Source organism: Pseudomonas sp. WS 5011 (assembly GCF_012985775.1).
Taxonomy (GTDB): domain Bacteria; phylum Pseudomonadota; class Gammaproteobacteria; order Pseudomonadales; family Pseudomonadaceae; genus Aquipseudomonas; species Aquipseudomonas peli.
Genome location: NZ_JAAQXA010000024.1, coordinates 1 through 20,521 on the forward strand (window position 1 = coordinate 1; position 20,521 = coordinate 20,521).

The 20,521-nt window shown below is 59.2% G+C and carries 23 protein-coding genes and 2 pseudogenes; 16 read left to right on the top strand and 9 right to left on the bottom strand.

The annotated features are described in order from the left end of the window. Window positions 1-209: 209 nt before the first annotated feature. Window positions 210-880, top strand: a pseudogene (locus HBN63_RS18940) (transposase); the annotation flags it as partial. Between the two features lie 164 nt (window positions 881-1,044). Here the strand turns inward: HBN63_RS18940 and HBN63_RS18945 are convergent. After that, the gene (locus HBN63_RS18945; protein WP_170050484.1) at window positions 1,045-1,398 is read right to left on the bottom strand and encodes a LysR family transcriptional regulator; all 354 of its coding nucleotides are present in this window, start codon (window positions 1,396-1,398) and stop codon (window positions 1,045-1,047) included. Beyond that, window positions 1,395-1,994 (bottom strand): DnaB-like helicase N-terminal domain-containing protein, encoded by a 600-nt coding sequence (locus HBN63_RS18950; protein ID WP_170050485.1) that lies wholly within the window; start codon window positions 1,992-1,994, stop codon window positions 1,395-1,397. The genes HBN63_RS18945 and HBN63_RS18950 overlap by 4 nt, the downstream gene beginning before the upstream one ends. Before the next feature lie 108 nt (window positions 1,995-2,102). Between HBN63_RS18950 and HBN63_RS18955 the strand changes: the two genes are divergently transcribed. Further along, the gene (locus HBN63_RS18955) at window positions 2,103-2,462 is read left to right on the top strand and encodes a hypothetical protein (protein WP_170050486.1); all 360 of its coding nucleotides are present in this window, start codon (window positions 2,103-2,105) and stop codon (window positions 2,460-2,462) included. Next, the gene (locus tag HBN63_RS18960; RefSeq protein WP_170050487.1) at window positions 2,463-2,774 is read left to right on the top strand and encodes a hypothetical protein; all 312 of its coding nucleotides are present in this window, start codon (window positions 2,463-2,465) and stop codon (window positions 2,772-2,774) included. Between the two features lie 66 nt (window positions 2,775-2,840). Here the strand turns inward: HBN63_RS18960 and HBN63_RS22150 are convergent. The 4 genes and pseudogenes from HBN63_RS22150 to merR form a co-directional block, all read right to left on the bottom strand. After that, a pseudogene (locus HBN63_RS22150) lies at window positions 2,841-2,973 on the bottom strand (TraR/DksA family transcriptional regulator); the annotation flags it as partial. Continuing rightward, on the bottom strand, window positions 2,973-3,824 hold the full coding sequence (locus HBN63_RS18965; RefSeq protein ID WP_170050488.1) for a universal stress protein: 852 nt from the start codon (window positions 3,822-3,824) through the stop codon (window positions 2,973-2,975). The gene HBN63_RS18965 and the pseudogene HBN63_RS22150, both read right to left, overlap by 1 nt. A gap of 14 nt (window positions 3,825-3,838) precedes the next feature. After that, a complete protein-coding gene (locus HBN63_RS18970) occupies window positions 3,839-5,326 on the bottom strand; it encodes a SulP family inorganic anion transporter (RefSeq protein WP_170050489.1) in 1,488 nt (495 codons plus the stop codon). Between the two features lie 415 nt (window positions 5,327-5,741). Beyond that, window positions 5,742-6,152 carry an Hg(II)-responsive transcriptional regulator gene (merR, locus tag HBN63_RS18975; RefSeq protein ID WP_134638138.1) on the bottom strand — a complete coding sequence of 137 codons (411 nt, stop codon included), beginning with the start codon at window positions 6,150-6,152 and terminating at the stop codon, window positions 5,742-5,744. Window positions 6,153-6,223: 71 nt separating this feature from the next. Between merR and merT the strand changes: the two genes are divergently transcribed. Genes merT through merA form a run of 3 tightly spaced genes read left to right on the top strand, consistent with a single transcriptional unit; the run spans window position 6,224 to window position 8,288 of the window. Continuing rightward, a complete protein-coding gene (gene merT / locus HBN63_RS18980; protein ID WP_134638137.1) occupies window positions 6,224-6,574 on the top strand; it encodes a mercuric ion transporter MerT in 351 nt (116 codons plus the stop codon). Window positions 6,575-6,588: 14 nt separating this feature from the next. After that, window positions 6,589-6,867 (top strand): mercury resistance system periplasmic binding protein MerP, encoded by a 279-nt coding sequence (gene merP / locus HBN63_RS18985; RefSeq protein ID WP_134638136.1) that lies wholly within the window; start codon window positions 6,589-6,591, stop codon window positions 6,865-6,867. A 2-nt stretch (window positions 6,868-6,869) separates the two neighbouring features. Then, window positions 6,870-8,288: a mercury(II) reductase gene (gene merA / locus HBN63_RS18990; RefSeq protein WP_134638135.1), complete on the top strand. Its 1,419-nt coding sequence runs from the start codon at window positions 6,870-6,872 to the stop codon at window positions 8,286-8,288. A 23-nt stretch (window positions 8,289-8,311) separates the two neighbouring features. Here the strand turns inward: merA and HBN63_RS18995 are convergent, their stop codons facing one another. From HBN63_RS18995 to HBN63_RS19005, 3 genes are all read right to left on the bottom strand, one after another. After that, a complete protein-coding gene (locus HBN63_RS18995) occupies window positions 8,312-8,728 on the bottom strand; it encodes a hypothetical protein (RefSeq protein WP_134638134.1) in 417 nt (138 codons plus the stop codon). A 65-nt stretch (window positions 8,729-8,793) separates the two neighbouring features. Further along, complete coding sequence (locus HBN63_RS19000; RefSeq protein ID WP_134638133.1) at window positions 8,794-9,606, bottom strand: alpha/beta fold hydrolase; 813 nt, start codon at window positions 9,604-9,606, stop codon at window positions 8,794-8,796. A 74-nt stretch (window positions 9,607-9,680) separates the two neighbouring features. Continuing rightward, complete coding sequence (locus HBN63_RS19005) at window positions 9,681-10,253, bottom strand: carboxymuconolactone decarboxylase family protein (protein WP_134638141.1); 573 nt, start codon at window positions 10,251-10,253, stop codon at window positions 9,681-9,683. A 323-nt stretch (window positions 10,254-10,576) separates the two neighbouring features. On the opposite strand from HBN63_RS19005, the gene HBN63_RS19010 reads away from it, so the two are divergent. The 10 genes from HBN63_RS19010 to pstA all read left to right on the top strand — a co-directional run bounded on the left by HBN63_RS19010 (window position 10,577) and on the right by pstA (window position 20,517). Next, complete coding sequence (locus HBN63_RS19010) at window positions 10,577-11,107, top strand: TetR/AcrR family transcriptional regulator (RefSeq protein ID WP_244260894.1); 531 nt, start codon at window positions 10,577-10,579, stop codon at window positions 11,105-11,107. 73 nt (window positions 11,108-11,180) lie between these two features. Then, window positions 11,181-11,873, top strand: coding sequence for a haloacid dehalogenase type II (locus tag HBN63_RS19015; RefSeq protein ID WP_134638131.1), 693 nt, complete (start codon window positions 11,181-11,183; stop codon window positions 11,871-11,873). Window positions 11,874-11,940: 67 nt separating this feature from the next. Beyond that, window positions 11,941-12,921 carry an arsenosugar biosynthesis radical SAM (seleno)protein ArsS gene (arsS, locus tag HBN63_RS19020; RefSeq protein ID WP_134638130.1) on the top strand — a complete coding sequence of 327 codons (981 nt, stop codon included), beginning with the start codon at window positions 11,941-11,943 and terminating at the stop codon, window positions 12,919-12,921. Window positions 12,922-12,934: 13 nt separating this feature from the next. Continuing rightward, the gene (locus tag HBN63_RS19025; protein ID WP_134638129.1) at window positions 12,935-15,127 is read left to right on the top strand and encodes a bifunctional TVP38/TMEM64 family protein/FAD-dependent oxidoreductase; all 2,193 of its coding nucleotides are present in this window, start codon (window positions 12,935-12,937) and stop codon (window positions 15,125-15,127) included. Beyond that, window positions 15,124-16,203 (top strand): FAD-dependent oxidoreductase, encoded by a 1,080-nt coding sequence (locus HBN63_RS19030; RefSeq protein ID WP_134638128.1) that lies wholly within the window; start codon window positions 15,124-15,126, stop codon window positions 16,201-16,203. Before HBN63_RS19025 ends, HBN63_RS19030 begins: the two co-directional genes overlap by 4 nt. Before the next feature lie 83 nt (window positions 16,204-16,286). Beyond that, complete coding sequence (locus tag HBN63_RS19035) at window positions 16,287-16,691, top strand: DoxX family membrane protein (protein WP_166801172.1); 405 nt, start codon at window positions 16,287-16,289, stop codon at window positions 16,689-16,691. Window positions 16,692-17,002: 311 nt separating this feature from the next. Continuing rightward, window positions 17,003-18,043 carry a methyltransferase domain-containing protein gene (locus HBN63_RS19040; protein ID WP_134638126.1) on the top strand — a complete coding sequence of 347 codons (1,041 nt, stop codon included), beginning with the start codon at window positions 17,003-17,005 and terminating at the stop codon, window positions 18,041-18,043. 14 nt (window positions 18,044-18,057) lie between these two features. Next, on the top strand, window positions 18,058-18,867 hold the full coding sequence (locus HBN63_RS19045; protein WP_134638125.1) for a phosphate ABC transporter substrate-binding protein: 810 nt from the start codon (window positions 18,058-18,060) through the stop codon (window positions 18,865-18,867). Further along, a complete protein-coding gene (gene pstC / locus HBN63_RS19050; RefSeq protein WP_166801171.1) occupies window positions 18,833-19,690 on the top strand; it encodes a phosphate ABC transporter permease subunit PstC in 858 nt (285 codons plus the stop codon). The genes HBN63_RS19045 and pstC overlap by 35 nt, the downstream gene beginning before the upstream one ends. Further along, the gene (gene pstA / locus HBN63_RS19055) at window positions 19,687-20,517 is read left to right on the top strand and encodes a phosphate ABC transporter permease PstA (RefSeq protein WP_170050490.1); all 831 of its coding nucleotides are present in this window, start codon (window positions 19,687-19,689) and stop codon (window positions 20,515-20,517) included. Before pstC ends, pstA begins: the two co-directional genes overlap by 4 nt. The last annotated feature ends 4 nt before the right edge of the window (window positions 20,518-20,521 follow it).

Below are 20,521 nucleotides of genomic sequence, written 5' to 3' on the forward strand. Positions count from 1 at the left end.
TTGATCATCTTCACAACTTGTAGCTTGAAGCTGTCGTCGAATGTCCTGCGTTTGTTGGTCATGAAAAACTCCTCGATAAATGCATTTTCCACTTATCGAGGTGTCCGGGGAAATTAGACCACTACAACTCGTGCGGCAAAAATAATGCGAAGCAACTGGGGGCCATTGCCGTGCGCCAACTCGATACCGGGCGCGATGGTGAAGCAACGCAGGTCATCAACAAATCGGCCCACGTGTTGCTCGGCGTGGTCAGAAGGAGGTGCTGGGCCTGTGGCTAGCCGAGAACAAAGACGCGAAATTCTTGCTGTCGGTGCTGATTGAAGTGCGCCAGCGCGGCGTGCACGACATCTACATCGCCAGTATGGACGGTCTTGAGGGGCTACCTGAGGCGGTTAATGTGGTGTTCCCAAAAACACTGACGCAGCTATGCATCGTCCATCTGGTGCGGGCCAGCTTCCGCTATGTCAGCAGGAGGGGGGCAAGGTGGTGGGGGCTGCGCTCACGCGCATCTACCGGTCTGTTAGTGCCGAGGAGGCTCTGGCCGAGCAGTATGCGTTCGAAGTCGAATGGGGTGCCAAGTATCGCTCCGTGTAAGGGTGTTGCGCACAAACTGGGACAACATCATTCCGTTCTTCCAGTTCCTGCCGGAGATCACGCAAGGTGATCTACACGACCAATGCAATCGAGCCGTCGAACATGGTGATGCGCAAGTACGCCCGCAACCGGCGCATTTTCCCGAACGATGAGTCGGCGCTCAAGGCGCTGTTCCTGGCAATTGGGGAGGCATCAGAACTGGAAGGGCTTCCACAACTGGAAGCAGGCGCTGCAGAGCTTCCAGTTGATGTTCGGTGAAGAGCGTGTGCCGTTATCGGCACTGTAAAAAAACGCGGATACACAGTTCATTTTACAGCGCCGAAAATTAGGAAACCTTCTTCATAATTTACCTAAAGGCTACCTTCGATGGGCATCAAATGGATGGTTTCACCGGGCAGGCGAATCGTCAGGCGCTGGCCCTCAGCTACCAGCCGCAGCGACTGGCCCGTATCAGCCGTGAACTGCTGGTGAACCTCTTCCAGGGCAAATTGCAGGTCGGCGGCGGTGACAGCGGGTGCCTCGGCCCAGGAAGGTGCCGCGCAGAACTTGCTCCCCGGTATTACTCAGCCGAGCACCGCCGCCATGTCGGCCACCGACCAGCGAGATCACTAGGGGCTCGCGAAAGCTGCGGTTCATGGTTTCCACTAGCAACCAGGCACGTCGATAGGACATACCCAGTTCGCGCGCCGTGCCACTGATCGAGCCGCGACGCTGAATGGCTTCTAGCAGATCAATCTTCCCAGGGCCAATAGCGATGTCCTCGCCAAGGTGCGGGCGGATTCTCAGGCTGGCAGTGCTGTTCACAGAGTCGCGCCCTCGGTAACGGATTCATCGTAGACATAGCAGACGCGCTGCCCGATCCAGGACTGCGGAAATGGCTGCTCCTGCCGAATCCTGTCCTCGATGGTGGCGACCCATGACTTGCCGTGAGAGAGCCCATCGCGTTTGGCTTCCAGCAGGCTGCATAGTCGGCGCTGGCACTGATAGGCCTCATTGAGGCTGGAGCGCAATACACCAAAACCTCTGAGCAGGCGGGCCAGGCCTCTCACCTGCTCGAAACGAATTGGAGTCTCTGTGGCCAGTTGCCCGAGCATTTGAATCCCACCAGCGGCCTGGTAATGCTCGTCCGACTCCAGCAACTCAGAGAGCGTCAGGATGTCGATGGCTTCGTCGAGACTGGCCAGCGCCTCCATAGCCAGGTAAATCCGGCAATGCGGATACCCATCGAAATCACCTGGATCGATAATTTTTGCCGCCACACGCCACGCGTCACCATTTAGCATCAGGTAACCCAGCAGATGGCGCTCAGCGAGATGGGCAGCCAGGGCATAGGCCGGGTCGAGCCGAATCAAGCCGGGGTTGGTCTGGGCGATATGGTTGGTATCAAGCAGGAGGGACATTTGTACCTTTGTACCTTTTCTGGACAGCGGTGAAGCGTGGTTACGACAATAGTGCGCATTGTACGGCCCTCCATCCACGGAGCGGCGCGGCAGGAAAGGAACCAAGTCATGCTTTACCTTACCGATGTGCAACCTGCCTATTGCCCCAAGTGTGGCAAGCCCATGGAGCCGAGGCTGCATGGTTGGGAAGCGCAGGATCGTTTCTACAACGCCAAGCAACCATTTCTCTGCGATTGCGGCGCGCGCTATCTGCTCAAGGAGAATGCCGTTGCCAATGCATTCGACCATGCCGAATCAGTAGGTGGTGATGCTGGCTTCGATCGCGCAGCTAGGATGAAAGTGTTATCCGAGCTGTACGTGATTCTCGGTGCTCTCGATGCCCCCGAGGCGGTGCTGGACCAGGTATTAGCCGCAGCCGAAGGTGATTTGCTGCCGTATTCCACGCTGCTCCCTTTCGAGAAGAATTAAATGGACAGAATTCATTGGCTTGCCGTTTCAAATCCCGAACAGAAGCGTTTCCCCGAATGGAGACGCTCTTTCGGTATTAGTGACAACGGCATCGTCTTCGTGCCGGCGGCGATGGCCGGTGATGATTCAGAATTGAACATCATGCTTTGCGCTGCAGCTGAAGGACAAAGCACCGCGGTTCACCTCGATCATCACTTCGTGCCCAGCGGCTGGCTCAAGCGAGAGTTCCCCAAGCACTTCGAACTGATCGAGATCATCGAGGCCCGTGCACATTTGACGCTGACAGCAGCCTTTCAGCAGCACGAGGCCTAGGGGCATTGATCAGGACTCTTGGCGATAACCAGGAGCCCAAGCACGATCAATGCCGCGCCAGCCAGCAACCTTGCTTTGATCCAGCTCTGCCGATTGCGAGCGAGACTCAGCGTCTTCCAGCAATCGATCCAGCTCGGCTGGCCCGCTTTTCTAGCAGGGTCTTGAAATGGGCAAGATCGAGGGCGTCGTCCATGGCCATTAGCGCAGCAGTAACAGCGGACTGGTAGTGGTGCGGAGCATGTTGGTCGTGGTGCTACCGACCAGGAACTGCCGGATACGGGAATGGCCATAGGCCCCCATCATCAGCAGATCAATGCCATGCTCTTTCTGATAGGCGTGGAGGGTAGGCTCTATCTCACCGCTCCAGGTTTCGGCACGAACAGTGAAACCTGCGTTGATCAGCACTTTCTGCGCCCAGTCCAGCTGCGCGGACGCTTCATCGCTTACGGTCCCAACCATGACCAGGTGAACCGGCAGCCCCTTCAGCAACGGGCTGGCCGCCAGCATCTCCACACCCTTGCGGGTGGTAGCTCCGCCATCGAATGCCAGCATCGCGCTCTTGGGCTTTTGGAAGCTGGCCGGGGTAACCAGGATTGGCCGGTGCATGATACGAATCACGCTCTCCAGCTGGCTTCCGACATGCTGACTCAGTCCACCGCTAGACTCGCCCTGGCGTCCGATGACCAGCAGGCGCGTTTCGCTTTGCAGCTCTTGCAGGCTTTCCAGCAAATCACCATGACGTTGCTTGGACTCAGGCGCGGTCACACCATCCGTCATGGCCCGCTCTTTCGCGGCCGCTAACATGATCCGCCCCTGCTCCAGGGCCAACTTGCCGCGCTGTTCATCCAGGGAAGCAAGCTCATCGAGCAGATGCTCGCGGCTGCCAAGGCCGATATTGCCACTCAGATCGGCCGTAACCGGGTACTGGCGCTGATCCAGCACATGCAGGAAGGTCAGCGGGGCTTCCAGGCTTAGACTGGCCCAGGCTGCGTAGTCGCATACGGCTGGAGCCGAGGTGGAACCGTCGATACAGGCAATTACTTGGGTCATCGTTGTTCTCCTTCTTAGTGGCCCATGAGTTGATCAATGGCGTCAGGTTTATCGTGAACACCGAAGCGATCCACGATAGTGGCGCTCGCTTCGTTGAGGCCCAGCACTTCAACTTCGGTGCCTTCGCGGCGGAACTTGATAACCACCTTGTCCAGGGCCGCAACGGCGGTGATATCCCAGAAGTGGGCGCGATTCAGGTCGATGGTTACTTTGTTCAGGGCTTCCTTGAAGTCAAAAGCAGCGACGAACTTGTCAGCCGAGCTGAAGAACACCTGGCCGGTGACGTTATAGCTACGATGCTCGCCGGCTTCGTCCAGCGAAGAACTGATAGCCATGTAATGGCCAACCTTGTTTGCGAAGAACATCGCGGCTAGCAGCACGCCGGCCAGCACGCCGAAGGCTAGGTTATGGGTGGCCACCACGACCACCACCGTGACGACCATGACAATGTTGGTCGACAACGGGTGCTTCTTCAGGTTGCGCAGCGAATCCCAACTGAAGGTGCCGATGGACACCATGATCATCACTGCCACCAGTGCAGCCATCGGGATCTGCTTCAGCCAGTCGCCGAGGAATACCACCATCAGCAGCAGGAATACGCCGGCCGCCAGGCAGGACAGCCGGGTGCGCCCGCCGGATTTCACGTTGATGACTGACTGACCAATCATCGCGCAGCCGGCCATACCGCCGATCAGACCCGAAGCAATGTTGGCCACGCCCTGGCCCTTGCACTCGCGGTTCTTGTCGCTGGGGGTGTCGGTCAGGTCGTCGACAATGGTTGCGGTCATCATCGACTCCAGCAGACCGACCACGGCCAGTGCTGCCGAGTAAGGGAAGATGATGGCCAATGTCTCGAAGGTCAGTGGTACGTCAGGCCAGAGGAAGATCGGGAGCGTATCCGGCAGTTGGCCCATATCGCCGACCGTGCGGATATCCAGCCCTAAGTAGATGGCAATTGCGGTCAAGACCAGGATGCACACTAACGGTGAGGGGATCACCTTGCCGAGCTTCGGCACATAGGGGAACAGATAAATGATGCCGAGGCCTGCGGCTGTCATGGCGTAGACGTGCCAGGTGACATTGGTCAGCTCGGGCAGCTGAGCCATGAAGATCAGGATCGCCAGCGCATTGACGAAGCCGGTCACCACCGAGCGCGAGACGAAGCGCATCAGTGAGCCTAGCTTCAGGTAGCCAGCAGCGATCTGTAACAAACCACATAGCAGCGTGGCGGCGAGCAGGTATTCAAGACCGTGGTTTTTGACCAGGGTCACCATCAGTAGTGCCATGGCCCCGGTTGCTGCCGAGATCATTCCGGGTCGGCCACCGACAAAGGCGATCACCACGGCGATACAGAAAGAGGCGTACAGGCCGACCTTGGGGTCAACCCCGGCAATGATCGAGAATGCGATGGCTTCAGGGATGAGGGCCAGTGCGACCACTAGACCGGCGAGGATGTCGCCACGGATGCTGGACAACCAGGTTTGTTTTAACGAGTGGAGCATCAGATTTTCCAAGGCAATGGATCGCGCAGCACAGCATGGCGCAGGCCAAGTGCAGCTGGTCGATACGAGGTCAAATTGTCGGATGTAGGGGCGCTGTGGCGGGCGTTAAAACCGAAGGCACAGCAGAATGTGACCGCTGGCAGAGCAAGCGGTCACAGATGATGCGGGGGGGCGAAGCGCTATGGCGGCGTAGGCAGCCAGATCATGTTTTGCAGGGTAAGCATGAGGTCTTTTCGAGTGTCTTTAATAACTCAATGGCCGAGAGAGTTTACAGGAAGCGGGCTTTTTCTGGGAGTCAATCCCGGCTAGGGCGTCCTACTTGTATGTCCGCTGGAATAATAGCCTAAGCGGATGTAAACAACCGCTTGGGCTTCGCGGTGCAGCTTACCTGTTGCGCTTGGGCGCCGACAGCGAGCTACTGTGCGCCTTGCAACGACATGATCAGCGGGCAGGAAATTTCCCCTCGGCCTACATGGCAGGCTTGTACAAGCTGTGACAACGCGGACTCGATGCGTGCCAAATCGGCCAGCTTTGCCCGTACGTCCTTGAGCTTGTGCTCGGCCAGACGGCTGGCATCCGCGCAATGCTCACCATCGTCAAGGCTTAGTAGTTCGGCCACCTCGTCCAGGCTGAAGCCTAGGCTCTGGGCGGTTTTCACGAACCTCAGCCGCTCCACATCCGCCTGCCCATAGCGACGGATACCACCAGGAGGGCGTTGCGGTTCCGACAGCAGCCCCTTGCGCTGATAAAAACGGATGGTTTCCACGTTGACCCCAGCGGCCTTGGCAAAGGCACCGATAGTCAGGTTTTTCTGGACGCCCTGCATGTCGCTTGACTCCGTACTTAACTACGGAGGTAACTTTAGCTCATCGTTCAACAACTCAAAAGAAGGACTGTATGTCTGAACCATCAAGCGGGCGTGCCTCTCTTTTCGTCGGCGGGCTGGCGGCGATTCTCGCCTCGACCTGCTGTCTGGGACCGCTGCTGTTGATCAGTTTGGGCTTCAGTGGAGCGTGGATAGGCAGCCTGACGCTGTTGGGGCCCTATCGGTTTTTCTTTATCGGTGCGGCGCTGGTCGCACTGTTCTTCGCTTACCGGCGTATCTTTCGCTCGACGGCCGCCTGCAAACCTGGCGAGGTCTGCGCTATTGCGCAGGTACGCAGCACCTACAGGCTGCTGTTCTGGGTGGTGACGACCTTGGTGCTGGTCGCGCTTGGTTTCCCCTACATCCTGCCGTTGTTCTACTGATTTAGGAGTCCGCCATGAAAAGAATGCTCGCATCCTTTGTCCTCGCTACCCTCGTTACGGCACCTGCTTGGGCCGCCAGTCAGACCGTCATCCTGTCGGTGCCCGGTATGACCTGTGCCGCTTGCCCGCTCACTGTTAAGACTGCGCTGACTAGGGTCGAGGGTGTAACCAAGGCCGAAGTGAGTTTCGAGAGTCGTGAAGCCATAGTCACCTTCGATGACACTAAGACCAGTGCAGAGGCTCTGACTCAGGCCAGCAAGAACGCAGGCTACCCGGCTTCGCTAAAGGAGTGACCATGGGTAATTCCGAGGACTTGCCCACGCTTCATATCGTCGTGATCGGCAGCGGTGGGGCAGCCATGGCGGCCGCACTCAAGGCTGTCGAGCAAGGTGCGCGAGTCACCCTGATAGAGCGCGGCATCATCGGTGGCACCTGCGTCAATGTCGGCTGCGTACCGTCGAAGATCATGCTTCGTGCGGCGCTGGTGGCGCATCTGCGCCGCACGAGTCCGTTCGATGATGGCCTTTCAGCCAGTACGCCGGTCGTCCTTCGCGAACACTTGCTCGTGCAGCAGCAAGGTCGCGTCGACGAACTGCGCCATGCCAAGTACGAAAACATCCTCAAGAGTACGCCGGCCATCACCGTGCTGCGCGGCACTGCCCGTTTCAGGGATGGTCGCACGCTCAGTGTGGATCTGGCGGAAGGCGGCGAGCGCGTGCTGGCGTTCGACCGATGCCTGGTCGCCACCGGTGCCCGCGCGGCCGTGCCGCCGATTCAGGGGCTGAAAGACACGCCTTACTGGACTTCGATGGAGGCCCTTGCGAGCGATACCATCCCCAACCGCCTGGCTGTGATTGGCTCATCGGCAGTCGCTCTCGAACTGGCGCAGGCCTTTGCCAGATTGGGCAGCGAGGTCCGCATCTTGGCTCGCCATACACTGATGCTCCGCGAAGACCCGGCCATCGGTGAAGCAGTGACGGCCGCCTTCCGCCTAGAAGGCATCGAGGTGCTGGAGCATGCGCAAGTCAGCCAGGTGTCCTGCGCCAACGGCGAGTTCGTATTGAGCACTAATCACGGTGAGTTGCGTACCGAGCAACTGCTGGTTGCCACTGGGCGCACACCCAACACTCAAGGCATTAATCTTGAGGCCGCCGGTGTGACGCTGGACGAGCGCGGTGGCATCCAGATTGATCAAGGCATGCGCAGCAGTGCAGTGGATATCTATGCGGCCGGGGACTGCACCGACCAACCGCAGTTCGTCTACGTCGCGGCCGCTGCGGGCACTCGCGCGGCGATCAATATGATGGGTGGCAACGCCGTCCTCGATCTGAACTGCATGCCGGTAGTGCTGTTCACTGACCCGCAGGTGGCTACTGTTGGCTACAGCGAGGCCGAGGCGCATCAAGTCGGCTTTGAAACCGAAAGCCGCATCTTGACCCTGGACAACGTGCCCCGCGCACTTGCCAATTTCGACACCCGCGGTTTTATCAAACTGGTTGCCGAAGCCGGCTCCGGGCGGCTGCTAGGGGTGCAGGCGGTGACCCCGGATGCAGGCGAGATCATCCAAACCGCCGCCATTGCCATCCGGGCGCGGATGACGGTGCAGGAACTGGCCGACCAGCTGTTCCCATACCTGACCATGGTCGAGGGGCTCAAGCTCTGCGCGCAGACCTTCACCAGAGATGTGAAACAACTGTCCTGCTGCGCCGGCTAGAGTGCCACCACATAGCATCAAGATCATGGCCTTTCAGCGTGTGGGGCAGCTTTAGCTGTTGCACTTAGCAAGGTCGCCACGGATATCAGAAAAACGATGCCGAAGGCGAATGCGCCAAGGTTTTGGCCGAAAATCAGCTTCTCGCTGCCATCCGAGAGCACCATCGAACCACCGTAGCCTTCGCGCACCAGGTAAGCGAACAAGAAACCGCCGGTTACAAGCATGGCCAGGATACTTGGTAGCTTGATGTTGTTGCGGCCCCAGGCGAACCAGAGTGACAGAATTGCTAGGGATGAATTGGTTGCCAGTTGCCACACCTCATGCAGTCGGGCATGTGCTTCCCATTGTGGGTTGAATACGTGGGTCTGGTTTATTTCCAGCAGTGGTACGCCAAGTCCGTAGAGCAGGGCGCCGATGGTGATAATGAGTTTTGCCAGCATGATGGAAGATCCTGCACAGAGGGCGTTAGGAATAGGGCCGCTAGTTTGCTTTGGCTGCGCGGGCGTTATGCGCCGACAAATTCAGTCAGCGCAGCCTTGACTTCTGGAGCAGTGAGAATTCGGGTGTGGCCGTAACCCTGGGTTTTGAGCAGCTGCGCTGTGGGCATAAACCCGCTCAGCTTGTCGCCTTCCTGGTGACTGACGATGCGATCATCCTGGTCGTAGATCAGCAGGGTCTTCGCATTCAGTCCACGATAAAACGCGCCGGCCTGCATATCGTCCCAGGATGCGCCCAACTGCTCGGCTATCAGCGCCTGGTAATGCTGGATGACTGCCGGTCGAGGAGCCAGCTTGCGGCGGATAACCTCGATGGGCGGAAAAGGGTGGGATGGCGCGCAGATACAGGCATAGCGGCTGGCTTCTACTTCACCGGCGTGGCGGGCAGCCATCATGGCCAGGGCGCCAGCCGAGTGGCCAATCAGGGTATGGATGTCTTGCTCCAGTGCCCTGAGCAACTGCAGCAGGTCGCTGCGGAAGAATTGCCATTGCGTGCGTGCGCCGGGGGAATCGCCGTGACCTGTGATGTCGAGGGCCACGGCGCGATAACCTTGTTCGGCAATATGCCTGGCCAGGGGTGCCATTTGCGCCGCTCGCCCATTCCAGCCATGTACCAGCAATACGAGCGGCCCTTCTCCCCAGCACCAGGCCGTGTGGCTGGCCTGTGTGCCATAGCGCAGGGACTGCGCCTGGTTGATGGCGTCGCGCTGTACCTGATCCAAAGGCGGGCGCTGTGTCCGCGATGCCAGGGAGTCGACCAGGCGCAATGCCAGTGAGTCGGGAGTCAGGTTAAGTGTCAGTTTGGCCAAGTCGAGTAGCATGATGCCCACACTCCGTCCGCTGTGATGACGCTGGCAGCGCCCGAGGTTGCTCGGGTGCTGCGTCGCCCGTGTGCTTATTTCTGCGTCCAGGCGCGTGCGCTGAACACGTCATCCAGCGGCGTGTGGAACAGGTGGTTGGCGTAGTTGCTGAGGGTTTTCACCGCCAGGGCCAGAACAATCTCCAGGATCTGGCGCTCGCTGTAGCCGGCAGCGAGGAAGGTTTCGACCGCCGCCTTGGATGGCAGTCCACGGGTATGGAACAGGGTACGGGTGAAGTCGGCGAGAGTGGCGAGCTTGGCGTCGGCGATAGGGTTGCCGTCACGGATGGCGTTGGTCACGTCTGTAGCAAGGCCTGATTTCTTGTCGGCCAGAAAGCTGTGGGCCGAGACGCAATACTCGCAACCGTTCTCGCGACTGATGACTAGAAAGACCACTTCCTGCTCGGCCGGGGTAAAGCCGGACTCCGCGCGAAAGGCAGCATAGCCATCCAGATAGGTCTCCAGCAGCCCTGGAGAATGGACCATATTGGCGTACATGTTGGGGATAAAACCGACCTGCGCCTTAGCCTTTTTCAGCACCTCGGCACCGCGGGGTGTGCTGGTGTCGGGGCTGAGGGCGGGCAGGGTAAGTGGGTATTCACTGAGCATGGCGTTGTTCCTCTTTAATCTGGACTGTTCGGTCTTTAAGTCTGCGCTGCTTTGCTTATCGCCTTTAGCCGGCGAAAAAACGTAGCAACCCAGGGGCTGAATTATTCTGGACTGATTGGTTCGGATGTCAATCTGCATTGCCTCCTCGTAGAGCCAATCAGCATCTTTGGGTGCTGAAGCTGTTGTTCGGATGCAGAAGGGGGAGGTTTTGTTACAGCATGGTGGTTGCGAATGTTGAATTAAATAATGATCGGTCCATAATGCGGCCTATGAATCGTGGACGCCCAAGAACATTCGACCCTGACCAGGTACTGGAAAATGCCATGCAGCTTTTCTGGAGCCAGGGTTATGAGACCACCAGCCTGCAGGATCTTCTTCTGGCCACGGGGCTATCCAAGAGCAGCCTGTACGAAAGCTTTGGCAACAAGCAGAGCCTGTTCGAAGCTGCCTTTACCCGCTATTTCGACAGCCGTGCCAAGCAGATGCGCGAACGCCTGGAACAGGCCGATTCGCCGCTAGACTTTATTCACGGCTGCCTGTTGTCCGTGCTTGACGATGCTCAGCAGGGCACACCCCGTGGCTGCATGCTGGTCAATGTGGCCAACGAATTTTCCACTGCCGACCCTGCCGTGCAGCCATTGATCGAGCTGGCAACACGACGTTTTCGTCAGGTGTTCGAGTTGGCTTTCGAACAAGCTCAGGCCTGTGGCGAGTTGTCGGATAGCCGGCCTCCTGCGGCGCTGGCGCTGTATATGCACTGCGCCATGAGTGGTTTGCGTACCCAGACCAAGTCGGCCATTGCCCAGAAAGATCTACTTACAGTTATCGAGCTGGTGATGGCGAACTTGCGTTAAATTTTTTTGCCTTATTTTGGACTTTTCAGTCCGTAAATAGATGCCTAGGATCAACACAATCAGGAGCTCACTCATGCGTCACGCCATTGCCTTCGACATCTACGGCACCCTGATCGACATCCAGGCTGTACTGGCTCGCCTGATTGAACTAGTCGGTAACAAGGCACCGGCAATTTCGCGGGCATGGCGACAGAAGCAGTTGGAGTACAGCTTTCGTCGCGGCTTGATGGGCGATTACTGCGACTTTTCCGTTTGTACACGCCAGGCGCTGATCTTTGCCTGCAACGAGCAAGGCATAGAGGCCACTGACGAACTGGTCGAGCGGGCCATGCAAGCTTATGCCGACCTTGATGCCTTTGCCGATGTACCCGCGGGGCTGGCAGCGTTGCACACGCAAGGGATGCAGCTGCATGCCTTTTCCAATGGCAGCCGCGCGGCTGTGCAGCGGTTGCTGGAGCGGGCTGGCATCGACCAGTACTTCCGCTCGGTGGTGAGCGTCGAGGATGTGCGCTCATTCAAGCCGGACCCCGCTGTTTATGACCATCTCCTGCGCAGTTGTAGCGTGCCCGCTGCCCAGCTATGCATGGTGTCGAGCAATCCTTTCGATGTCCTCGGGGCCGCCCATGCCGGCCTGCGTAGCGCGTGGCTGCGGCGCGATCCGGCCAGCCAGTTTGACCCCTGGGAGAGGCAGCCCGATATCACGCTTGAGGGCTTTGGCGAGGTAGCGAGCCGCTTGCCTGAGGTCTATCGGCAACCCATGGCATGAACGAGTCGCCGTAACGAATGGGCGCCTCGCGTCTCAAAAGAGCAGTATCCCAAGAGTTTGAATCGCCATGCATGCCACCTTACCCCTGCTCAACGCGCTGAGTTTTCCAGCGATTACCCGCGGTCAGTTGCAAGCGCTGCAGGTCAACCTGACCTATCAGTGCAACCAGCGTTGCCTGCATTGCCATGTCAACGCCGGACCTACCCGCACCGAGGCCATGACCGATGAGAGCCTGGCGCTGCTGCACCAGGTGATCGATGCCCACTCGGTACAGACCCTGGATCTGACCGGCGGTGCACCCGAGATGCACCCACGGTTTCGCGAAATTGTCCGTCACGCCCGGCGGGAAGGACTGCGCGTGATTGATCGTTGCAATCTGACCATTCTTAGCGAGCCGGGCTATGAAGACCTGGCCGAATTTCTTGCCGAACAGGGTGTGGAAGTTAGTGCCTCCTTGCCGTGTTACTCGCGCGATAACGTCGATAAGCAGCGCGGCGATGGCGTGTTCGACGCCAGTATTGAGGGGCTGCAGCAGCTCAATAGGCTGGGTTATGGACGGGACGGCAGTGGGCTAATTCTCAACCTGGTGTACAACCCGCAGGGCCCGAGCCTGCCGCCCGCGCAAGCGCAGCTCGAAGCAGACTATAAGGCCCATTTGGCGGTGGACTTCGGTATCCACTTCAATCACCTGCTGACCATCACCAACCAGCCGATTGCCCGCTTCGGCAGCACCCTGGTGAGCAAAGGCACCTTCAATAGCTATATGCAGCTGCTGCGCGACAGCTACCGCCCGGAAAATCTCGATGCGGTGATGTGCAAGAGCCTGATCAGTGTCGACTGGCAGGGTTACCTGTATGACTGCGACTTCAATCAGATGCTCGAACTGCCCTTGGCAATACCTGGGCTAATCGGTCGTGACCGCCCCCATCTGCGCGATCTGCTCAAGGCTGAAAGCCTTGCAGGCAATCCCATTATCACCCGCGACCACTGCTATGCCTGCACTGCCGGGCAAGGCTCCAGTTGCGCTGGTGCACTGGATAACCATTAAGGAGAGATTTGTCATGGACAAGCGCAAAGCGGCCCTGTTGGCCATTATTCTGCTCGCGATAGCGGGTTTCTTTCTGTTCGATCTAGGCCAGTACCTCAACCTGGCGAACCTCAAGGCCCAGCAAGCGGCATTGAGTGCCCAGGTCTCGGCCAATCCGCTGTTGGTCGGAGGCCTGTTTTTCCTGCTGTATGTCGTGGTAACAGCCTTATCGTTACCTGGTGCTGCCTTGATGACCCTGGTGGCCGGGGCCTTGTTTGGTCTGCTGGGCGGTACTCTGCTGGTGTCCTTCGCCTCTACTCTGGGCGCGACCCTGGCCATGCTGATTAGCCGCTTCTTGTTGCGCGACTGGGTTCAGGCTAAGTTCAGCCAGCGTCTGGCGGGTATCGATCAGGGTATCGAGCGGGAGGGCGCTTCCTACCTATTTGCCCTGCGTCTGGTACCGGTGTTTCCGTTCTTCCTGATCAACCTGGCCATGGGCCTGACCAAGCTGCCGGCGCGCACCTACTGGTGGGTCAGCCAGCTAGGCATGTTGCCCGGCACCTTGGTGTTCGTGAATGCCGGGCGTGAGCTGGGCCAGCTGGACTCGCTGAGCGGCATTCTTTCTCCGGGCCTGCTGGGTGCTTTTGTCCTGCTCGGCCTGCTGCCGATTGTCTCGCGCAAACTGCTGGAGCTGGTCAAGGCGCGCAAGGTGTATGCCGGCTGGGCCAAGCCCAAAGTATTCGACCGCAATATGGTGGTGATCGGTGCCGGTTCCGGCGGCCTGGTGTCGGCCTATATCGCGGCGGCGGTGAAGGCCAAGGTCACCCTGATCGAGAAACACAAGATGGGCGGCGACTGCCTGAATACCGGCTGCGTGCCGTCCAAGGCGTTGCTGCGTTCGGCCAAGCTGGCCAATGAAATGAAGAAGGCGGAAAAGCTCGGCTTCAAACCGATCAAGGCCGAGGTGGACTTCGCCGCGGTGATGCAGCGCGTGCAGCGGGTGGTGGCGGATGTCGAACCCCATGACTCGGTTGAGCGTTACACCGGTCTGGGTGTGGAGGTGATCGAGGGCGAAGCGAAGATCACCTCACCGTGGACGGTGGAGGTCAATGGTCAGAGCCTCAGTACCCGTTCCATCGTTATCGCCACCGGTGCACGGCCGCTGGTGCCGAAGATTCCGGGCATTGAGCAGGTGGAGCCGCTGACCTCGGACAACGTCTGGAACCTGCGCGAGCAACCCAAACGCCTGCTGGTACTGGGCGGTGGGCCGATTGGCTGCGAGCTGGCTCAGGCCTTCCAGCGCTTGGGCAGCGCGGTGACTCAGGTGGAAATGACCGAACGCCTGCTGGTGCGTGAAGACCCGGAGGCCAGCGAGGCGGTAATGGCCAGCCTGCGCCAGGACGGCGTGGAGCTGCGCCTGCGGCACAAGGCCGTGCGTTTCGAGGTGATCGAGGGCCAGAGGCAGCTGGTCTGTCTTAACCTGGCTGACGACAGCGAAGTGCGCATCGTCTTCGATCAGGTGCTCCTGGCCCTGGGCCGGGTGGCCAACGTCAAGGGTTTCGGGGCCGAAGAGCTGCAGCTGACGCTGCGCCCCAATGGCACCTTGGAAGTTGATGAATACTTGGCCACGCGCTTCCCCAATATCTTCGCCGTGGGGGATGTGACCGGCCCTTATCAGTTCACCCACACTTCGGCGCATCAGGCCTGGTTTGCTGCCGTCAATGGTTTGTTCGGTACCTTCAAGCGCTTCAAGGTTGATTACCGAGTGATCCCCTGGGCTACCTTTACCGACCCGGAAGTGGCCCGTGTCGGGCTCAACGAACAGGATGCCAAAGAGCAGGGCATTGCCTATGAAGTCAGCCGCTTCGGCATCGACGATCTGGATCGTGCCATTGCCGACGAAGCCGCCCATGGCTATATCAAGGTACTGACCGAGCCGGGCAAGGACCGCATTCTGGGCGTGACCATAGTCGGTGAGCATGCCGGTGAGCTGATTGCCGAGTACGTGGCGGCGATGAAGCAGGGCTATGGCCTGAACAAGGTGCTCGGCACTATCCATATCTACCCGACCATGGCCGAAGCCAACAAGTACGTGGCCGGTGAGTGGAAGCGGGCCCATGCTCCGGCAGCGGCGCTGCGTTGGGTTGCGCGCTTTCACCAGTGGCGTTTGGGCGGAACCAAGGCGGATGCTCAGTCTGAACTCAAGGTGAGTGAGAGAGCCCTGTGAGCGGTCAATTCGACCTGTTGCTTGCGGGGGCAGGGCATGCCCACTTGGGTGTGCTGCGCCTATGGATGAGTGGGCAAAGGCCTAAAGGCCGTATCGGTCTGATCAGTCCGGGGCCTTACGCCTGGTATTCGGGCATGTTGCCGGGGCTGTTGGCTGGCCGCTATCGCGCGGAGCAGTGCCGCATTCCCTTACAGGCGCTCTGTACGGCTGCCGATGTGGAATTGCTTGAGGGGCAGGTTAACGAACTGGAGCCGCTCGCCAGATGTGTCCACCTGGCAGATGGTAGGCAGTATGCGGCCACCTGGCTGTCACTCAATCTGGGTTCTGTACCCAGGGTGCCGCAGGGCTCGGATACCGTATTGGAAATTTTACCGGTCAAGCCCTTTGAGACCTTTTTGCAGGGTTGGCAACGCTGGCAACAGGCACCCCAGGCATTGGCCATTCTCGGCGGTGGTGCGGCAGGGGTGGAATTGGCTTTGGCCCTGGCGCCCCAGGTACCTGAGCTGACCTTGCTTAGCCGCGCTCAGGTATTGGCCGGGCATCCCCTTGCGCTGCGCAAGCGGGCCTTGCGCCACTTGGCCGAAGCCGGTGTCAGGGTGGTGGAGGGCATTGCCGTTGATTCGATTCATGGTGATGCGCTGGTCGCCGGTGACCGGCTCGTTTGGTGCGGCGCAAGGGTGATTCTGGCTACTGGGGCCAGTGCTTTGCCCTGGCTTGGCCGGTCCGGTCTAGCCTGTGACGAGCAGGGTTTCGTGCGGGTCGGCAAAACCCTGCAGAGCCTTTCACACTCGCATGTGTTTGCAGCCGGCGACTGCGCAAGCCTCTGTGCGACACCACGTAGCGGGGTGTACGCCGTGCGCCAGGGGCCTGTTCTATCAGCGAACCTGAGCGCGGCACTCTCAGGCCAGGCCATGACGTCATTTCAACCGCAGCGCCGCTCACTAGCGCTGCTGGCTGATGGGCAGGGCGGCGCGCTGCTTAGCTGGTCGGGGATGACGGCCGAAGGCATGTGCTTGGGGCGCTGGAAAGACCGCCTGGACCGCAGCTTTATCGCCCGCCACCTCGGCACCCACTAAAAGATTTATGACGGCTCTTCCATAGGGTTGAGCAAACACCCATGCCGGCTTTCAAGGTCGGCCCATCTAAAGGAGATGTTGCAATGAAAATCTGGACCCTGCTGTTGCTGCGTGTATCGCTGGGCTGGCTATTGGTTATCTGGGGCGCGGACAAGGTATTCAACGTCGAGCACGGTATGGCGGTGGCCAACAAGTTCTACTTCGGCTTTCTCGCTGCCGAAAGTGCGCTGCAGGTGTCCGGTGCGCTGCAGATACTGGTCGGCTTGGCAGTGGTCGTAGGGTTTGCCCGGCGCTGGGTCTACCCGGTGCAGGTACTGCTCAACGGTGCGTCGCTGCTGGCGGTGATGCAGTCGGTTATCGACCCCTGGAGCTGGGTGTTCGAGGGCAGCAACGCGCTGTTCTATCCCTCGTTGATCATCTTCGCTGCCAGCCTGCTGCTGATTGCCTTTCGCGATGAGGACAAGTGGGTACTGGGTAAAAAATACTGAGTTGTAACAAAGCGCCGGATGCCGACTCGAAGAGTACACCATTGAATGTTCTGTAAAGCTTTCACTCGTTACTGAGTGAAATACAGGGGGTTGCTCCTTTCCTCCCCGAGCTTGGGGCTGTAGTTAATACAGCCCCTTTTTTAATCACACATAACCGCAGTGGCTGTGAGTTGGCGCTGTAACAATCGCGGCGTTTTTTTATCTATTTAGTAAGTGTTAGTAAGTGCTCTTTTTTTAATCAATTCACTTGATCGGCGTTGTTCTGCTTGTTTGCTGCACAGGACAGCGCACCTTATCAACAGAGGTTATCCATGCACGAATCGGTACAGAATTACTACGGCAAGGTCCTGCAGAGCAGTGGCGATTTGAAGACTAGCGCCTGCTGTGACGTCTCCAGCATGCCAAACTGGCTCAAGCCGTTGCTGGCCAAGGTCCATCCCGAAGTCAGCGCCCGTTACTACGGCTGTGGTCTGGTCGCACCGGCGCTGCTGGACGGCTGCCGGGTACTCGACCTTGGCAGTGGTTCGGGCCGCGATTGCTATGTATTGGCGCAACTGGTCGGGGCTAAGGGCTCCGTGTTGGGCGTGGATATGACCGCCGAGCAACTGGCGGTGGCCAATGCTCACCTGGACTACCACGCCGAGCAATTCGGATATGCCAATGTGGCTTTCCGCCATGGTTATATCGAAGATCTGGCTGCGCTGGATCTGGCTGATGCCAGCTTCGATGTGATCGTTTCCAACTGCGTGATTAACCTGTCACCAGACAAGGACAGCGTGCTGCGCGAGGCCTATCGCCTGCTCAAGCCGGGTGGCGAACTGTATTTCTCCGATGTCTACGCCGACCGCCGTTTAGCTGACGAGCTGCGTCAGGACGAGGTGCTGTACGGTGAGTGCCTGGGCGGTGCCCTGTACTGGAATGACTTCGAGAACCTGGCCCGCCGCCATGGCTTTAGCGACCCACGGCTGGTCGAGGATCAGCCGATCAGCATTACCGATCCGGCACTGGCGGAAAAACTCGGTGACGCACGTTTCTTCTCTGCAACCTACCGGTTGTTCAAGCTCGAAGGCCTGGAGCCTGCCTGCGAGGACTACGGTCAGGCGGTGATCTATCAGGGCAGCATTACCGGTGCGGCCACTGCATTTGTGCTGGATAAACACCACCGTATCGAGACCGGCCGGGTGTTCCCGGTGTGCGGCAATACCTGGCGCATGCTCAAGGACAGCCGCTTTGCCCCGCACTTCCAGTTTATCGGTGACTTCAGTCGCCACTTTGGCCTGTTCGAGGGCTGTGGCGGTGGTTTGCCGTTCGACCAGCAGAGTGCCGCCTCTTCTCCAGCCAATTGTTGCTAAGGGGTTCCAATCAGATGATCAGTCGCAACCTTATCGCGCTGGCCTGCACGACGCTGCTTCTGAGCGCGTGTGCCCCACAAGACAAGCAGACCATTACGCTTTCAGGCTCCAGCACCATTGCCCCCCTGATGGTCGAAATCGGCAAGCGTTTCGAAACCCAGCACCCCGATGTGCGAGTCGATGTCCAGGCTGGTGGCACCTCACGTGGCATTCAGGATGCCCGCAGTGGCCTGGCAGCGATTGGCATGGTGTCGCGCTCATTGAATGCGGATGAGCGGGATTTGACGCCTTACACTATTGCTCAGGATGGCATCGCCATGATTGTTCACGCCAGCAACCCGCTCGCTGGCATCAGCAGCGAGCAGGTGGTGGCGCTTTACACCGGAAAACTCAATGACTGGGCGGATCTGGGCAGCGCAGCGGGGCAGGTGGTGAAGGTGCATAAGGCCGAAGGCCGCTCGACGCTGGAGCTGTTTCTCAAGCATTTCAAACTGGAAAATCCAGCTGTGCATCCGGACCTGGTGATTGGTGACAACCAGCAGGGCATCAAGTCGGTAGCCGGCAACCCGCACGCGATAGGTTATGTCTCCATCGGTACCGCCGAGTATGAGGTGAACTTGGGCGCACCAATCAAGCTGCTGGCGCTCGATGGCCAACCGGCTTCGACTGCGGCTTTGCTTGCCGGTCAGTATCCGCTGCAGCGCGAGTTGAATCTGGTCGTGAAAGGCGATCCGGATGCCAATACTCGAGCATTGCTGGCGTTCGCCCAGTCCAGCGAGGTGGCCGACCTTGTCGAGCAGCACGCCTTTATCCCTGCGCCATAATCTGGACAGGCTGTTACGCGCAGCCAGCCTGGGCTGCGCGCTGACGGCGGCAGTGGTGCTGTTGCTGATTTTGGTGTTTCTGACCCAGGCCAGCTGGCCGCTGCTGCAGCAACCAGCAAGCCTCATGGGTACAACCTGGCAGCCGTCGAACGGGCAATTCGGGTTGCAGGCCATGCTTGGCGCTTCACTGTTCAGCAGCGTTTTGGCACTGTTGCTGGCGGTGCCTGCCGGGCTGTTGGTAAGTATCTGGCTGATCTTCTACGCCCCCGCGCCAGTGGCGCGTGTCTATGCAGCCATGCTCGGCCTGATGGCCAGTATCCCGTCGGTGGTCTACGGCCTCTGGGGCCTGGTGGTACTGGTGCCGCTACTGGGTGCCTGGGTGCCGCCGGGAGCCAGTTTGCTTGCCGCAGGTATCGTGCTGGCACTGATGATTCTGCCGCTGCTGATGGTGCAGGCTGATGTGACCTTGCGAGAGAGTGCCCGTCGCCACATGCCGGCGGCTTTATGTCTGGGCGTTTCGCCCTGGGCGGCGATTCGTCGGGTGCTGCTGCCTGCGGCATGGCCGCGCCTATGGCCGGCCATCCTGCTGCAGCTGGGGCGGGCGCTGGGTGAAACCATGGCGGTGCTGATGGTGGCTGGAAATGTGGTGCAGTGGCCCGGTTCGCCGTTTGCGCCGGTCAGAACACTGACTGCAAATATTGCGTTAGAAATGAGCTACGCCACTGGCCCGCATCTCGATGCGCTGTACCTCAGCGGCTGGCTGTTGCTGGTGTTGGCGCTGCTGCTGATGGCATTGGCGCGGATCTACGGGAGTCGCACATGAACATCCGGGAAACCTGGCGCGCACGCGCCCTAGGTTTGTTGGCGCTGGCGCTGATGCTGGCCCCCTTGAGCTTGCTGTGGACGGTATTTGGCGAGGGCAGTGGCCTGCTCGACTGGCAGTTTCTGATCGCTGAACCCGAACAGGCCGGTCGCAGTGGAGGGATCGGACCGATCATTGTGTCTACGGCATTGGTCTTGCTGATCTGTATGAGCCTAGCGGTGCCCATAGGGTTGGGGACGGCGTTGTTTCTGGTTGAGCAAGTGCGCCCTGGGGGGCGCCTGAACTTGACCTTGCAATGGGCTCTTGATGGCTTGGGGGCGGTCCCTTCGGTGGTTTTCGGTCTGTTCGGCTATCGCTTGTTCGTGGTCGATTTGGGCTGGGGCTATTCGCTCTTGTCCGGTGGTTGCACCCTGGCCTGCATGGTGCTGCCGCTGTTTATCCGCGGTTGCGAGCAGGCTCTGCGCGACTGCCCGCAGAGTTATCGGCAGGCGGCTGCCGGTTTGGCCATCTCCCGACTCGGCTATCTACGGCGCATCTTGTTGCCGTTTGCCGCTCCTGGTATTGCCGGCGCGCTGGTCATCAGCGCCGGACGCGCCTTGGCAGAGACTGCTGTGCTGCTGTTCACCGCCGGCTATGTAATGCGCTGGCCGGAGAGCCTGTTTGACTCTGGGCGTACCCTGGCCGTGCATATCTATGATCTGGCCATGAATGTATCCGGTGGTAGCCCGGCCTCGGCGGCAACCGCGCTGGTCTTGCTGGGTTTCGCCCTGGCAATCCAATTACTGGCCTGGCAGATCGGCAAACGACCGCTTTCATTCGCGAGATAATGTT

What these genes read in the sequence shown, in the direction of transcription:
- HBN63_RS19045 (WP_134638125.1), top strand. Translation starts at nt 18,058, where the DNA reads ATGATCAGTCGCAACCTTATCGCGCTGGCCTGCACGACGCTGCTTCTG.
- HBN63_RS19040 (WP_134638126.1), top strand. Translation starts at nt 17,003, where the DNA reads ATGCACGAATCGGTACAGAATTACTACGGCAAGGTCCTGCAGAGCAGT.
- HBN63_RS19025 (WP_134638129.1), top strand. Translation starts at nt 12,935, where the DNA reads ATGGACAAGCGCAAAGCGGCCCTGTTGGCCATTATTCTGCTCGCGATA.
- HBN63_RS19000 (WP_134638133.1), bottom strand. Translation starts at nt 9,606, where the DNA reads ATGCTACTCGACTTGGCCAAACTGACACTTAACCTGACTCCCGACTCA.
- HBN63_RS18995 (WP_134638134.1), bottom strand. Translation starts at nt 8,728, where the DNA reads ATGCTGGCAAAACTCATTATCACCATCGGCGCCCTGCTCTACGGACTT.
- HBN63_RS18965 (WP_170050488.1), bottom strand. Translation starts at nt 3,824, where the DNA reads ATGACCCAAGTAATTGCCTGTATCGACGGTTCCACCTCGGCTCCAGCC.
- HBN63_RS18970 (WP_170050489.1), bottom strand. Translation starts at nt 5,326, where the DNA reads ATGCTCCACTCGTTAAAACAAACCTGGTTGTCCAGCATCCGTGGCGAC.
- HBN63_RS18960 (WP_170050487.1), top strand. Translation starts at nt 2,463, where the DNA reads ATGGACAGAATTCATTGGCTTGCCGTTTCAAATCCCGAACAGAAGCGT.
- HBN63_RS19010 (WP_244260894.1), top strand. Translation starts at nt 10,577, where the DNA reads ATGCAGCTTTTCTGGAGCCAGGGTTATGAGACCACCAGCCTGCAGGAT.
- HBN63_RS19035 (WP_166801172.1), top strand. Translation starts at nt 16,287, where the DNA reads ATGAAAATCTGGACCCTGCTGTTGCTGCGTGTATCGCTGGGCTGGCTA.
- HBN63_RS18950 (WP_170050485.1), bottom strand. Translation starts at nt 1,994, where the DNA reads ATGTCCCTCCTGCTTGATACCAACCATATCGCCCAGACCAACCCCGGC.
- HBN63_RS19005 (WP_134638141.1), bottom strand. Translation starts at nt 10,253, where the DNA reads ATGCTCAGTGAATACCCACTTACCCTGCCCGCCCTCAGCCCCGACACC.
- merP (WP_134638136.1), top strand. Translation starts at nt 6,589, where the DNA reads ATGAAAAGAATGCTCGCATCCTTTGTCCTCGCTACCCTCGTTACGGCA.
- arsS (WP_134638130.1), top strand. Translation starts at nt 11,941, where the DNA reads ATGCATGCCACCTTACCCCTGCTCAACGCGCTGAGTTTTCCAGCGATT.
- HBN63_RS19015 (WP_134638131.1), top strand. Translation starts at nt 11,181, where the DNA reads ATGCGTCACGCCATTGCCTTCGACATCTACGGCACCCTGATCGACATC.
- HBN63_RS18955 (WP_170050486.1), top strand. Translation starts at nt 2,103, where the DNA reads ATGCTTTACCTTACCGATGTGCAACCTGCCTATTGCCCCAAGTGTGGC.
- merT (WP_134638137.1), top strand. Translation starts at nt 6,224, where the DNA reads ATGTCTGAACCATCAAGCGGGCGTGCCTCTCTTTTCGTCGGCGGGCTG.
- merR (WP_134638138.1), bottom strand. Translation starts at nt 6,152, where the DNA reads ATGCAGGGCGTCCAGAAAAACCTGACTATCGGTGCCTTTGCCAAGGCC.
- pstA (WP_170050490.1), top strand. Translation starts at nt 19,687, where the DNA reads ATGAACATCCGGGAAACCTGGCGCGCACGCGCCCTAGGTTTGTTGGCG.
- merA (WP_134638135.1), top strand. Translation starts at nt 6,870, where the DNA reads ATGGGTAATTCCGAGGACTTGCCCACGCTTCATATCGTCGTGATCGGC.